Origin of the sequence: Ktedonobacter sp. SOSP1-85, assembly GCF_016587415.1 — a bacterium.
Taxonomy (GTDB): Bacteria; Chloroflexota; Ktedonobacteria; order Ktedonobacterales; family Ktedonobacteraceae; genus Ktedonobacter.
In genome coordinates this window covers 1,974,502-1,987,201 of the sequence record NZ_BNJI01000001.1, presented here as the reverse complement: position 1 = coordinate 1,987,201, position 12,700 = coordinate 1,974,502, and the positions used below count along the sequence as shown (strand labels likewise).

The following is a 12,700-nucleotide window of genomic DNA, read 5'->3' as shown; positions in this document are numbered from 1 at the left end:
CCATCATAAAATTGCGCCATGCGGGGACCCCTGGCTTGAGCCATGGGGAGGAGCATGGCGCACTCCTTTCTGAATATACTCATACCCATCAGATCGATGCACACACCGCAGATACTTGGGGTGGATATCGACCTTCCCTAGTCGAAAACTAGGCCGATGGCGAATGGCTATTCGTCCTTCAAACGTTCCTTTGGGGGTGATGGCTTTGACCATGTCACCCGTTTGATACCCAAGAAATTTCTTTTTGCGCTCTTTGTGCTGCTTTGGAAAGCCATATTTGTCAGGCACACACATTTGCCTTCTCCCATGCCCTGTGGCTTTCATCCGCAGTGGGACCACTCCTTTGTGAGAAAGCACACCAGGGGTGCTCTTCCCCACACAAGCGGCATCCAACCAATGTGTTTTTGGCAGGCCTCTCGTGGTGCGGTTGTACTTGGTTAATCCACCACTCCCGCATTCGACAGGCAAACCAACAGCTTTGAGTCGTTCGAGCAAAGCAAAGCGTGTGCTATTGACAGCACTGGCATCCTTGAGCGGTTTCTTGACCTGAGCGAGAAGACGCTTGAGCACATCGGGCTTCTTTTTCAAGAACACCTCGATCTCCTGAGTGCCTTTGGCGGTATTGCATGGCTCACATGCCAACGTCAGGTTGCTTATCCTGTTTGTGCCACCATTGGCACGTGGATGGATATGCTCGACTTGAAGTGGAACATCTTGCTTGCCGCAATAGGCGCACGTTCGTTCCCATTTTTCCAGCAAATATTCTCTCACTTCATAGCCTTGCAGCGTCCCTTGCTGATATTCTACGCCTGTTCTATCGGGATTCTCCATCAATTGCATATCAAACTTGACAAGCTCCTGGCTGATGGCCGCGATGGGAGCATAGCGACACAGGCGAGCTACCCACGTCAGGATGTTGGCAAGTCGACTCTCCAACGATGGTGGCAACCACCCCTTCCTTCTTCTTCGATTCTTGAAGCGTGGTTTCCTATACCGTGTTTTGCGATGACGTCGCAGCCGACGAACACCACGCCTACTCTCCAGGCTGTCTTTGACAGCGTCCCCACGATGGGAGAGTTCCGCAGCAAACACAATGGTGCCGTTGGCATCATTCACCAGGGCAATTCCTGTCGTTTTGCTGCCAGGATCGAGCTTGAGGCGCAACGCTTGCACCTCTGGTTGCTCCACGACCCGTTTGAGCACGATGGTAAACGGGTATCTTCGGTACACGGCTGCTTTGCCCTGTGTGAGCAAGAGCCTTGCCCGTGCTGGATGCACCGGATTTAAGGGCTTGTAATAACTGTCAATGACAAAAACGTTGCTCAAGTTGAGCCTCTACTTTCGTAGGTAATGGTTGCTTCGACAATGATAGAGGGCGGTACTTTTCTCTGAGCACTGCATCACACCCCGTTTTGCTGTTTAACCCAGAGATTCGAGAGCTACAGGCTAGCACGCACCCGTAGGTCGGAACTTGAACACTTCCCTCTATCGTAGCCTGATAACCTCCTGCCTCGCGCAGAAGGCCCATAGCTAAGTCTGGACAGGTCCGAGCTTACCGAAGCAAGCCCCTGCCGCAGAGGCATGGGGTACCTGACTACAAGTATCTCTGCACAGCCTAACAGAAAAGCCTTCCTCCTGCGTCTTGCGAGTAGTGGGGAAGGCTTCATTGCAAGCCGAGAGGTAGTTAGGGATTCTGGGGTTTGGGTTTGAGAACAAAAGCGCCAATCAGGCCGAGGATTAAGAGCACAACGCCGACTCCCAGGGTTGTGAGACCATGAGCCTGTCCGGTCACTTTCAGAACAATGCCGACTATGACAGCAAGAATTCCAACAGCTGCAACTACAATGGAGGCAATTTTCATGAGAAATTATCCTTTCATTCTTTGAAATAGGAAAATAGGAAAATGCATCCATGGAAAATAATACATGTATTTTTAAAAAACGTCTACTTGGCCCTTGAGTATGAATGGGCCATAACATATATGGTGCTCGCCTCACAGAAACGTTTGATCATGCTGAACTGAGCATCAATTTGGCCTGGGATGCCTGGTTTGCCTCTCGCCCCAATGCTGCTTCGCGCTCGATCATCATGTTATTGCCAGAGATAGAAAAGATCGCCTATGCACCTGCAGCGCCAGGTCAAACCCTACGCGCAAAAGAGTTAGCTATTCGTGCCCGCGGTTTATCGGGGAGTGTTTGTTTAGATGCGCTGCAAAATAATACTGCCTTGTACCACTACATGCAGGCCCACCGGTTCGTTGAAGAGATTCACGATGAGGATCATGCCATGACATACCTCTGTTTGATTGGCGAGGTCTTGAGGAGGCAGAAAAATCAGTCGCAAGCGTTGAGCCATATGGAGCGTGCAAAAGAGAAAGCGCCTCGTCTATCGAACACGGCGCGGGGTCATATTCTTCAGTTACTTGCGTACGCCTATGGAGAAACGGGGCAGGAAGCCGCCTTCGAGCGCACCATATCCGAGGCACAGACCTTTTAGCTTTTTCTGGCGAAGGGAAGGATATCTCGCAGAAAGAGTTTGTACCATTTGAGGTGTACGAGATCCGCGGGAAGATTAATCGTGATTTAGGCAAGCCATTGAACGCTCTACCCTATCTGGAGCTTACAGAGGCATCCCTGGCGACCGTTGACGCTGCAACTCCCCGGTGGTACTGCTCTGACTAGGTGAGATAGTCACAGGCTAAGTGAAAACACTTCTGCTTTGTCTCGCCTCCCCCAGAAAGGCTAGTGAAGCCGCCCTTCGCTCTATTTGCGAGAGACGACAACATATACTAAGACAGATTGGCTGAATGATTGACGAAATTACCGGAGCGTGAAAAACGATGGTTCGCTGGAATATTACCCAAGAAAATATTTCCCTGCTAGACGATATCCGAAACATTGAAGCAGGCACCTTAGAGCTTTATTGTTATAATGTAGAGAGCGACGATTTCAAACGGGTCATCCGTTTTATGAAGGAGCATGGGCCTCTCCTTCACACATGTATCCTTCACCCTCATGCCTTCTCCAAGGAGATTGCGGATCTAGAGCACGTCGATTTTGCGACCCATTGTCCTCATTTGCAGACCCTTGATATCAAACGGATTACTTTTAACCAATCCGTCTTTGCTCATCCCACGCTTGAAATACTCAGGCTCTGGGGATCAGACTATCGAGGTCCGCAAACCGTTACAATCGGGAATGGTTTGAGTAAGAGAGATGGCCGCCAATTGAAGGAAGTGGGGTTTCTGGATTGCCGGATCTCGACTGACACCCTGACCATTGGCCCTGCTGCTCAACTCAAGGTATTCCAATACTTTCTCGATGAGGATGCTGTTGAACAATGGCCTGACACCTTTGTCTTCAACGCGTGTCCACAGTTAGAAGAGATTACCATTCATGCTTCTGCAACATGGAATATTTTTGTCAAAGGCATTTTGCCACAATGCAAACGTATTTCTCTCGATACGAGAGGATGGGGCTCCTATCGATTTGAGATAGAAGACGCCGATGACCACCATCGGATGATGTATCGCAGGCTTGAGCAGGATGGGAGAGATGACGAAGAGGAGTCGGATGACGAAGAGGAGTAACCATCTTTCCCAGAAGAGAGTGCCTTCTCAGAGAAAAAGAGAAGCATCTCCTTCTATCGAGTGCAAACATGCTCAACTAAAGGAGTCCAAATATGAGCGTTTCTCACTATCGCTATCCTGTGAAATTGATCACGGAGCAACGAAATTTTCTGGAAACGATGACGCAGATGAGCAAGACTCCAGCCAAGCACTATCTGGTTGCCCGTGTTCTTCTGATGAGTGATCAGAGTCACGGAGAGCCCAGTCACACCGATGGACAGATTGCTGAGACCCTCTCCATCAGTCGTCGCACGGTAATCAGCATCAAGCAGCGGTTTGTCCAAGGAAGCCTGGCGGTAGCTCTCGCGGGAAGCTTCCCACGCGAACGCCCCGAACGTCGCTGTCTGGATGGCAAGGGAGAGGCGCAGTTAATCGCATTAGCCTGTAGCAAGGCTCCCGATGGACGGCAACGCTGGACAGTGCGACTCCTGGCTGGTCGGATGGTCCAACTGGAGTGTGCGGAGCACATCAGCCCGGAGACGGTGCGAACCACACTCAAAAAACGAGCTAAAGCCCTGGCTCAAAAAATCCTGGTGCTTCCCAAAGGAAGCGGATGGGAACTTTGTTTATCACATGGAGGATGTCCTCGATGTGTATTGCCAACCCTATGATCCAGCAGCCCCCCAGGATTTGTATGGACGAGATGGGCAAGAATCTTGTCAAGGACAAGTATCCGCCTGAGCCGGCCAAACCCGGCCAGGTCGCCCGCGAAGATTACAGCTATGAGAAAGAAGGCAGTGCCAATCTCTTCATTGCCTATGAGCCACTGGTAGGCAAGCGCTCCCTGAAAGTGACAGAACATCGCACGAAGAAAGACTGGGCGCTGTTCATGCGGGAGGTGCTGGAAGGACACTACCCTGAAGCCTCAAAGGTGGTGGTCGTGATGGACAATCTGAATACGCACACTCCAGCCTCGTTTTATGAAGTGTTTCCACCAGAACAGGCCAAGGCCCTCGTAGATCGGCTGGAGATCCATTACACCCCCAAGCACGCCAGTTGGCTCAATATTGCCGAGATTGAACTCAGTGTATTGGCACGGCAGGGCCTGGCCCACAATATTGCCACCATTGAGGAATTGTGTTGGCAGGTGCAAAGCTGGCAAGACCATCGCAACCAGCAGGTGGGCACGGTCAACTGGCAATTCCGAACGGCTGATGCGCGGATCAAACTCAAGCGACTATATCCTGTGACAAGCTGAGCTAGACAGGGCAGTACGCACTTTTAGAGATAAGCAGAGTGCAAGCATATTGTGATGCTGGCGATGTCACAACGGGAATTGAGCTTGCATGCGCAGGCCTCCTTAAGGCATATCGCTATCGTTCGTCATATCAGATGAATAGAGTGCGCAAACTTCTGAGGACGCTCGAAGGGAAACTTACACGTACCCATCCAAAGGTGCAGGAGTTAAAAAACCTGCTTTACGAAATATATATTCAGGTAGACAAAGAAGCTCTTGATTAATGGTAGCGGAGAGTGGTCTTGATACCTCGCCTAAAAGAGTAAGATACCCTATGACAAAGAATGCAACCGGTGTCCTGGTCACTGTCGATATCGTGATCCCCCGTTTAGCCCCCTCTGGCTCTGGCTGGGAGGTCGTGCTGATTCAAAGGAAAAAGGAGCCTTATCAGGGACTATGGGCGCTTCCTGGTGGGCATCTTACCTCTGAAGACGCCTCATTGGAAGCCGCGGCTCAGCGAGAAGCACAGGAGGAGACCGGGCTTGCGATTCCGCTGGACATGTTCCAGCAAGTGCATACTTTTGAGGACTTTGAAGATCCCCGAGGAAAATATGTCTGTTTGCTCTATGTGCTTTCCAAACCGTTAGACGCAGAAGCCCTTATTGAGGCTGGAGATGATGCTTCTCATGTCCAGTGGTTTTCAGTAGACGATTTGCAGTCTCTTCCCTATCTCGCTTTTAACCATATCAGATTGCTTCGCATGGCTCTTCGGCAGATGTTTACATCATCCTATCACCATGCTCTAGGAATGCAGGCAGTAGATGTTTGTCAGTGCGAGATCAAAAAGGATACCGGCGTAGGATGTCCCAATACAGCCTATTGGCGTTACGAAGGGATTGCTCTCTGTCCGCATCATATGCAGACCTTTGCCGCGAGACCTGAGAGATCATACATTGATGTGCCTTCGTCATCGAATGGCCATGCTAGACACTGAACTATGTATAGCCTGATTTCCAGAAATGAAGTATGCTGTGTCATCCGCTGTTCTCAAGAGGATGATTTTTCTCCTTGCATCTGCCGACGAAGCACATCATAGTTTTTCTTGATCCTACGCGTCGTTGGATGCTCCTCGCCAAGTACTCGCTGGCAGATAGCGAGGGCTTGTAGGAAGAGGGGTTCGGCCTCCTGGAAGCGGCCTTGGGTTCGATACAGCTCAGCCAGATTGTTGTAGCTGGCAGCGGTATGGGGATGCTCCTGACCCAAGATACGCTCGCAAATGGAGAGGGCTTGCAGGAAGAAGGGCTCAGCCTCCTGGAAGTGGCCTTGGGTTTGGTAGAGTACAGCTAGATTGTTGTAGCTGTTAGCGGTAAGAGGATGGTCCAGACCCAAGACGCGCTTGCGAATGTTGAGGGCTTGCAGGAAGAGGGGCCTAGCCAGCTCGTAACGACCTTGGTTGTCGTACAGCTCAGCCAGGTTGTTGTAGTTGGAAGCGGTAAGAGGATGCTCCTGGCCCAAGACGCGCTTGCGAATGCTGAGGGCTTGCAGGAAGAGAGGTTCGGCCTCCTGAAAGCGGCTTTGGGCTTTGTAGAGCCCAGCCAGATTGTTGTAGCTGGAAGCGGTAAGAGGATGCTCCTGGCCCAAGATGTGCTCGCGAATGCTGAGGGCTTGCTGAAAGAGAGGTTCGGCCTCCTGGTAACGGCCTTGGGCTTTGTAGAGCCCAGCCAGATTGTTGCAGCTGGTAGCGATATCGGGATGATTCTGACCCAAGATGCGCTCGCGAATGGAGAGGGCTTGCAGGAAGAGGGGCTCAGCCTCTTGGAAGCGGCCTTGGTCATGGTACAGCAAAGCCAGATTGTTGTAGCTCTGAGCGGTGTCGGGATGCTCCTGACGCCAGATTCGTTCTCGAATGGAGAGGGCTTGCAGGAAGAGGGGTTCGGCCTCCTGAAAGCGACCTTGGGCTTGATAAAGCCCAGCCAGATTGTTGTAGCTGGAAGCGATAAGAGGATGCTCCTGGCCCAAGGTGTGCTCGCGAATGCTGAGGGCTTGCTGAAAGAGGTGCTCAGCCTCCTGGTAACGGCCTTGGTCGCGATAGATACTAGCCAGATTGTTGTAGTTGGAAGCTGTATCAGGGTGCTCCTGGCCCAAGATACGCTCAGCAATGGAGAGGGCTTGCTGAAAGAGGTGCTCAGCCTCCTGGTAACGGCCTTGGTCGCGATAGATACTAGCCAGATTGTTGTAGCTGAGAGCGGTATCGGGATGTTCTTCCCCTTGCACTTGCTTCCTTATTACAAGCGCTCGTTCCAAGTAGGAGACGGCTTCCGTATAGGCGCCGATGTCACGTATGTGAACACCCAAGGAGTTGCAAAGCAGAGCAGCCATGGTATCCTCGCGTGACAAAGCCAGATTGGTGACGAAGCGCAGATGGGGCTCAAGGGCCTGCAAGAGAGTTGGCAGGCCTGTGTTATTCAACAAGTTTGCTTTGGCTTGGACCACTCTTTCGATGGTGGCTTGCATCTCTGGTGCGTTGCTCTCGGGGTGAAGGCGAATGAAGCTTGCTAGTAAGCGATGCAGGCGGTAACTCACCTCCCAGGTACTCTGTGATGTTTCGAGCAGCCCCAATCCTGCCAGGCGCTTGAAGGCACGCACACTGCGATCCTCCAGTACGTCGTCCTCTTCTGGCCCAACAGTTGCACGCAACAGTTCGCGCGGAATAGCGACCCCAGGCGCGAAGTAGGCTGAATGAGCTAGCAGGTTGATGGCGAGGGCATCAACTGGATCATTGGCATCGAGGCGTTCATAGCTGAGGGCAAAGGTACGCGCCACATGCTGAATGTGGCGGGTGGTGTAGGTGTTGCCTTCTGCTTGCAGAGAGGGATGCTGAAGTGGCTGTGTGGTGCTCAAGGCTTTGAGATAGGCGCTGGCACTTCCCAGGCGGCTCTCATGATATGCTTCCAGATAGTTGCCAGCTAGGTGCAGGGCCAGGGGCAAGTCTCCAATGGTTTCGGCAATGGCGTTGCACTCCTCCATGGTCAGGTCAGGCCTATATTTTCCCAGCAACTCGATACTCTCTGCACGCTTCAGGTCACTGAGGGGATGCTGCTGCACATGCAGATCACGAGCCCAGGTGCCTCTTCGGCTGGTCACCAGGATGCGGCAACCGCCCAGAGGTGGGCGCCAGATGGCGAGCAGCGCCTCCTCCTCGCAGTTGTCGAAGACCAGCAGGCGTGGCAGATCGCTCTGCCAGGCAGCAAGGATGTGCCTGACCTGCTCTTCCAGAGGCAGGGTATGCAGGTCCAGGCGCAGCTCCTCCCGCAAAGCAGTGCGACAGGCGGCGATCTCGCTGGGGATGCCAGCGGCATCAGCGAAGTTGAGCCAGAAGACGCCTCCAGCAAAGTAGCCACCATAGCGAAAAATAAATTCGCTGGCTAACTGGGTCTTGCCGATGCCACCCATGCCACTGACCACAATGGTCGCTCGTTCCTTGCTCTTCAAGGCCTGCACAATGTCCTGTAGATCAGCCTGGCGACCCACGAAGAAGGGGTTGCTCTCGAAGACTGGTAGGCGAGAGCACCCAGCGACAGGGGGTCTCGTGGATGCAGGAGGCGTTTCCAGTGGGAGCTGGGCCAACTGCTCACGGGCGGCAGCAAGCACCGCCTGTTCCACCTGGCGAGGCCGCACATCTTCATAGACATTGACCGAGGCGGTGCTGTTATTGTTCGCCTGCGCGATATAGCTTCCTAGCGCCGTCTGTTCCCCCACAGGTGGCTCTTCTCGTGGCTCAGTCATGGCTCACTCCCTACGTCTCTTTCTCTCATGGATCATGAATGGTCACCAAGGCGTGCTGTGTCATCAGCTCTTTTCAAGAGGATGGTTCGTTCCCTTTCATCTGCCGACGAAGTGCATCATAGTTTTTCTTGATCGTGCGCGTCCTTGGATGCTTTTCGCCAAGTACTCGCTGGCAGATAACGAGAGCTTGCCGGTAGAGGGGCTCAGCCTCCTGGAAGCGGCCTTGGGTGTCGTAGAGCCCAGCCAAATTGTTGTAGCTGGCAGCGGTATTGAGATGGTCCTGACCTAAGACGCGCTCAGCAATGGAGAGGGCTTGTTGGTAGAGAGGCTCAGCCTCCTGGAAGCGGCCTTGGTCATGATAGAGTCCAGCCAGATTGTTGTAGCTGAGAGCGGTAGCGGGATGTTCTTGACCCAAGGCGCGTTTGTTAATGGAGAGAGCTTGCCGGTAGAGGGGCTCAGCCAGCTCGTAACGACCTTGGTTGTGGTATAGCAAAGCCAGATTGTTGTAGCTGGCAGCGGTATCGGGATGCTCCTGACCCAAAATGTGCTCGCGAATGGAGAGGGCTTGTTGGTAGAGAGGCTCAGCCTCCTGGAAGTGGCGTTGGTCATGATAGAGTCCAGCCAGATTGTTGTAGCTGGAAGCGGTATAAGGATTCTCTTTGACCCAAGGCGCGTTTGTTAATGGAGAGAGCTTGCCGGTAGAGAGGCTCAGCCAACTCGTAACGACCTTGGTTGTGGTACAGCAAAGCCAGATTGTTGTAGCTGAAAGCGGTATCGGGATGCTCCTGGCCCCAGACGTACTCAGCAATGGAGAGAGCTTGCCGGTAGAGAGGCTCAGCTTCCTGGAAGCGGCCTTGGGTTCGATAAAGCTCAGCTAGATTATTGTAGCTGGTAACAGTATCGGGATGCTCTTCACTTAGCACTTGCTTCCTGATTGCAAGCCCTCGTTCCAGGTAGGAGACTGCGTCCGTATAGGCGCCGATCTCATACAGGTGAGAGCCCAAGGTGTTGCAAAGCGCAGCAGCCATCGCATCCTCCCGCGACAAAGCCTGATTGGTGACGAAGCGCAGATGGGGATCAAGGGGCTGTAAAAGAGTTGGAAGGCCTGTACTATTCAGGAGTCTTGCTTTGTCTTGGACCACCCTCTCGACGGTGGCTTGTACCTCTGGTGCGCTGCTCTCGGAGTGAAGGCGAATGAAGCTTGCGAGTAAACGGTGCAGGCGGTAGCTCACTTCTCCGGCACCCAGTGATGTTTCGAGTACCCCTAACCCTGCCAGGCGCCTGAAGGCTCGGACACTGCGATCCTCCAGCACGTCGTCCTCTTCTGGCCCAACCGTTGCCCGCAGTAGTTCACGAGGGATGGCAACCCCAGGCGCGAAATGAGCTGCATGAGCTAACAGACTGAGAGCGAGGGCATCAACCGAATCATTGGCGTCGAGGCGTTCGTAGCTGAGGGCAAAGGTGCGTGCCACATCCTGAATGTGGCGCGTGGTATAGGTGTTGCCCTCGGCTTGGAGAGAGGGGTGCTGGAGTGGCTGGGTATTGCTCAAGGCTTTGAGATAGGCGCTGACACTTCCCAACCTGCTCTCACGATATGCTTCCAGGTAGTTGCCTGCCAGGTGCAGGGCCAGGGGGAGGTCTCCAACGGCTTCGGCAATGGCGTTGCACTCCTCAGTAGTGAGATCGGGTCGATACTTGCCCAGCAATTCGATGCTTTCTTCACGCTTCAGATCGCTGAGGGGATGCTGATGCACATGCAGGTCGCGAGCCCAGGTGCCTCGTCGGCTGGTCACCAGGATGCGGCAGCCGCCCAGAGGTGGGCGCCAGATGGCGAGCAGCGCCTCCTCCGCGCAGTTGTCGAAGACCAGCAGGCGTGGCAGATCGCTCTGCCAGGCGGCAAGGATGTGCGTGACCTGTTCCTCCAGGGGCAGGGCATGCAGATCCAGGCGCAGCTCCTCCTGCAAAGCAGTGCGACAGGCGGCGATCTCGCTGGGAATGCCAGCGGCATCAGTGAAATTGAGCCAGAAAACGCCACCAGCAAAGTAGCCACCATAGCGAAAGATGACTTCGCTGGCCAACTGGGTCTTGCCGATGCCGCCCATGCCACTGACCACGACTGCTGTGCATTCCTCATCTTTCAAGGCCTGCGCAATGGCCTGCAAATCGGATGCACGACCAACAAAGAAGGGATTGGGTTTGAAGATTGGTAGGTGAGAGCGCTCAGCAAGAGGGGGGCTCGTGGATACAGGAGGCATCTCCAGTGGGAGCTGGGCCAACTGCTCACGTGCAGCAGCAAGCACAGCCTGCTTCACCGGGCGAGGCCGCACATCTTCATAGACATTGACCGATGCAGTGCTGTTATTGTTTGCCTGCGCGATATAGTTGCCCCGTGCTGTCTGTTCCCCCACAGGAGGCTCTTTTTGTGGCTCTACCATCTTCTGCTCTCTACTTGTCCTTGTCTCGCGAATCGTGAATCGTCACTGAGGCGCTGCTCTGCCGGTCGGCCTGGGCAATATAGCTGCCGATGGCCTGCTGAATGTGCTGCTCTCCTCCAGGCAACGTCTTCAGCTGATCGAGTACAGCCTGGGCAGCCTGGCGGATCTCGGGGTCCTCATCGGCCTTTACTTCAGCGAGCATCTCCTTGACCTCTCCCTTTCTGGCCTCTGAGTCAGGCTTCTTCTCCAGCCGCTCCACGGCCTCGGCCACCTCCCCTTTTTCGCCAAACTTTTTCTTGAGCAGGGCCGTCAGGGCCGTATAGCTGTCGACGAGTGCCTTTTTCCCAAGCTCGGTGACGCCTCCACTCAAGGCTCCAATCGCACCAGAGGCAACTGCTGCCAGAATCGCCGTTGTGGTTATGGGTTCCATATTTGTCTCATCCTTCGTAGTTTCTATAAGCTGTTCAAAGCAGCTCTCGTTGTCTCCGCTTCCTCAATCTCTCTAGCTCTGAAGGTTAAGTGCTTGCACATCACCTGATGATCTGCACTCCTAAGCATGCTGGAAAGATCTGGAGGAGGAAACAAACGAACACTTTTGGGGATTGGCTTATTTCACATTATATTATCTTATGAACGTCTTAAATTCAATGTTTTTATGGAATGACTTCCCAAGAGATGAGAACGGTGCCATACAGGAACCATCTGACCATATGATTTCAACGTATCGCGGAGTTGTAGAAAAAGCCAACGAACTTGGATACGATCAATTGTGTGTCCTGCCGGATGAAGAAATTAAGCAAGTCGTTACTTCAATCGGCCTTGCTCGCGACAGATGCACCTATTTCCGATCAGTTCAATCTTTCCTTCAGCAATCCGAACTCACGTTGGAGGCTTTGCATGCGAGCAAGAATGATGTGCTCATTAAACATTTCGCGGCCAATGTGAAAGGAGCGGGATATAAAGTTGCGCAATGTGCCATCCTCTATGCAAAGGGCTATCATTGTGGTATTTTCCCTGTCGATTCAGGAATGAAAGATATGCTTGGCCCTTGTTTGGGGCTTTCCCTTCCCCGTAGACCTATCGCGCATGAAATAATGCGTCAGCACATCGAAGGACTCCTGCAAACACATGCCTCTTCTTATCTCCAACTGGCACGGGAGTTAGGATATGGCACGCTTGCTCTTCCTCACGACAGTGTTCCTGTCTGGTGGGCCCACCTGGTCCTCATTTATTTCAAAACGGCAATTCTGTAATGCACATCACCCCATCTTTGTCCTCTCCGCCTCGATCAAGAAATAGGCTCTTCAATTGGTACGATGTGCGATCGTTCTCACCCACAACCAGGAGATCCAAAGCATGCTCAATCAGCAAGCCATTGAGGGCATCATTTCACAGGGCGTTCGTGTCTTCGATCTGCATCGCTCTCGCTACATTGGCGTTAACAAAACCCATTTGCAGCATATTGGTATTGCTGCCGCTATCAATTTGGTTCGTGTTGTCGCTTGGCGAGAAGGAGAGGTTCCTGTTTCCCACGGGTTGCGCAACGAGATGCCATTTTTCTGCCGGGAGGTCTTCTCAAGCCCGTTCAATGCTCTGGCTTTTTGCTCGCCAAGAGATCGAAACTCCCTCTGCGTTATGAAGGTGGGAGAATTGTGAAGAAAGCCCTCACGCCAA

General features: G+C 53.1%; 13 protein-coding genes. 7 read left to right on the top strand and 6 right to left on the bottom strand.

The window, feature by feature from the left end:
* Window positions 1-3 precede the first annotated feature (3 nt).
* Both iscB and KTE_RS08410 read right to left on the bottom strand, forming a co-directional pair.
* A complete protein-coding gene (gene iscB, locus KTE_RS08415) occupies window positions 4-1,326 on the bottom strand; it encodes an RNA-guided endonuclease IscB (protein WP_201380194.1) in 1,323 nt (440 codons plus the stop codon).
* 358 nt (window positions 1,327-1,684) lie between these two features.
* Entirely contained in the window at window positions 1,685-1,861 is a 177-nt protein-coding gene (locus tag KTE_RS08410) for a hypothetical protein (RefSeq protein ID WP_201380192.1), read from the bottom strand.
* Between the two features lie 170 nt (window positions 1,862-2,031).
* Between KTE_RS08410 and KTE_RS08405 the strand changes: the two genes are divergently transcribed.
* From KTE_RS08405 to KTE_RS08385, 5 genes are all read left to right on the top strand, one after another.
* Window positions 2,032-2,496, top strand: coding sequence for a tetratricopeptide repeat protein (locus KTE_RS08405; RefSeq protein ID WP_201380190.1), 465 nt, complete (start codon window positions 2,032-2,034; stop codon window positions 2,494-2,496).
* Window positions 2,497-2,839: 343 nt separating this feature from the next.
* On the top strand, window positions 2,840-3,589 hold the full coding sequence (locus KTE_RS08400; protein ID WP_201380188.1) for a hypothetical protein: 750 nt from the start codon (window positions 2,840-2,842) through the stop codon (window positions 3,587-3,589).
* Between the two features lie 92 nt (window positions 3,590-3,681).
* A complete protein-coding gene (locus KTE_RS08395; protein ID WP_201380186.1) occupies window positions 3,682-4,239 on the top strand; it encodes a helix-turn-helix domain-containing protein in 558 nt (185 codons plus the stop codon).
* Window positions 4,218-4,826, top strand: coding sequence for an IS630 family transposase (locus KTE_RS08390; RefSeq protein WP_201380184.1), 609 nt, complete (start codon window positions 4,218-4,220; stop codon window positions 4,824-4,826). Before KTE_RS08395 ends, KTE_RS08390 begins: the two co-directional genes overlap by 22 nt.
* Before the next feature lie 313 nt (window positions 4,827-5,139).
* Window positions 5,140-5,799 carry an NUDIX hydrolase gene (locus tag KTE_RS08385; RefSeq protein ID WP_201380182.1) on the top strand — a complete coding sequence of 220 codons (660 nt, stop codon included), beginning with the start codon at window positions 5,140-5,142 and terminating at the stop codon, window positions 5,797-5,799.
* Between the two features lie 53 nt (window positions 5,800-5,852).
* Here KTE_RS08385 and KTE_RS08380 read toward each other — a convergent pair whose 3' ends face one another.
* The 4 genes from KTE_RS08380 to KTE_RS08365 form a co-directional block, all read right to left on the bottom strand.
* Window positions 5,853-8,591: a tetratricopeptide repeat protein gene (locus KTE_RS08380; protein ID WP_201380180.1), complete on the bottom strand. Its 2,739-nt coding sequence runs from the start codon at window positions 8,589-8,591 to the stop codon at window positions 5,853-5,855.
* Window positions 8,592-8,664: 73 nt separating this feature from the next.
* Window positions 8,665-9,216 carry a tetratricopeptide repeat protein gene (locus KTE_RS08375; RefSeq protein WP_236600650.1) on the bottom strand — a complete coding sequence of 184 codons (552 nt, stop codon included), beginning with the start codon at window positions 9,214-9,216 and terminating at the stop codon, window positions 8,665-8,667.
* Window positions 9,197-11,026 (bottom strand): tetratricopeptide repeat protein, encoded by a 1,830-nt coding sequence (locus KTE_RS08370; protein ID WP_201380178.1) that lies wholly within the window; start codon window positions 11,024-11,026, stop codon window positions 9,197-9,199. The genes KTE_RS08375 and KTE_RS08370 overlap by 20 nt, the downstream gene beginning before the upstream one ends.
* Before the next feature lie 10 nt (window positions 11,027-11,036).
* A complete protein-coding gene (locus KTE_RS08365; protein ID WP_201380176.1) occupies window positions 11,037-11,456 on the bottom strand; it encodes a hypothetical protein in 420 nt (139 codons plus the stop codon).
* 280 nt (window positions 11,457-11,736) lie between these two features.
* Between KTE_RS08365 and KTE_RS08360 the strand changes: the two genes are divergently transcribed.
* Together KTE_RS08360 and KTE_RS08355 are read left to right on the top strand one after the other, a co-directional pair.
* On the top strand, window positions 11,737-12,279 hold the full coding sequence (locus KTE_RS08360) for a hypothetical protein (RefSeq protein ID WP_201380174.1): 543 nt from the start codon (window positions 11,737-11,739) through the stop codon (window positions 12,277-12,279).
* A gap of 103 nt (window positions 12,280-12,382) precedes the next feature.
* Entirely contained in the window at window positions 12,383-12,682 is a 300-nt protein-coding gene (locus tag KTE_RS08355; protein WP_201380172.1) for a transposase, read from the top strand.
* Window positions 12,683-12,700: the final 18 nt, after the last annotated feature.

Coding starts and splice junctions, on each gene's coding strand:
- KTE_RS08410 (WP_201380192.1), bottom strand. CDS start 1,861: ATGAAAATTGCCTCCATTGTAGTTGCAGCTGTTGGAATTCTTGCTGTC.
- KTE_RS08400 (WP_201380188.1), top strand. CDS start 2,840: ATGGTTCGCTGGAATATTACCCAAGAAAATATTTCCCTGCTAGACGAT.
- KTE_RS08395 (WP_201380186.1), top strand. CDS start 3,682: ATGAGCGTTTCTCACTATCGCTATCCTGTGAAATTGATCACGGAGCAA.
- KTE_RS08390 (WP_201380184.1), top strand. CDS start 4,218: ATGTGTATTGCCAACCCTATGATCCAGCAGCCCCCCAGGATTTGTATG.
- KTE_RS08385 (WP_201380182.1), top strand. CDS start 5,140: ATGACAAAGAATGCAACCGGTGTCCTGGTCACTGTCGATATCGTGATC.
- KTE_RS08380 (WP_201380180.1), bottom strand. CDS start 8,591: ATGACTGAGCCACGAGAAGAGCCACCTGTGGGGGAACAGACGGCGCTA.
- KTE_RS08370 (WP_201380178.1), bottom strand. CDS start 11,026: ATGGTAGAGCCACAAAAAGAGCCTCCTGTGGGGGAACAGACAGCACGG.
- KTE_RS08365 (WP_201380176.1), bottom strand. CDS start 11,456: ATGGAACCCATAACCACAACGGCGATTCTGGCAGCAGTTGCCTCTGGT.
- KTE_RS08360 (WP_201380174.1), top strand. CDS start 11,737: ATGATTTCAACGTATCGCGGAGTTGTAGAAAAAGCCAACGAACTTGGA.
- KTE_RS08355 (WP_201380172.1), top strand. CDS start 12,383: ATGCTCAATCAGCAAGCCATTGAGGGCATCATTTCACAGGGCGTTCGT.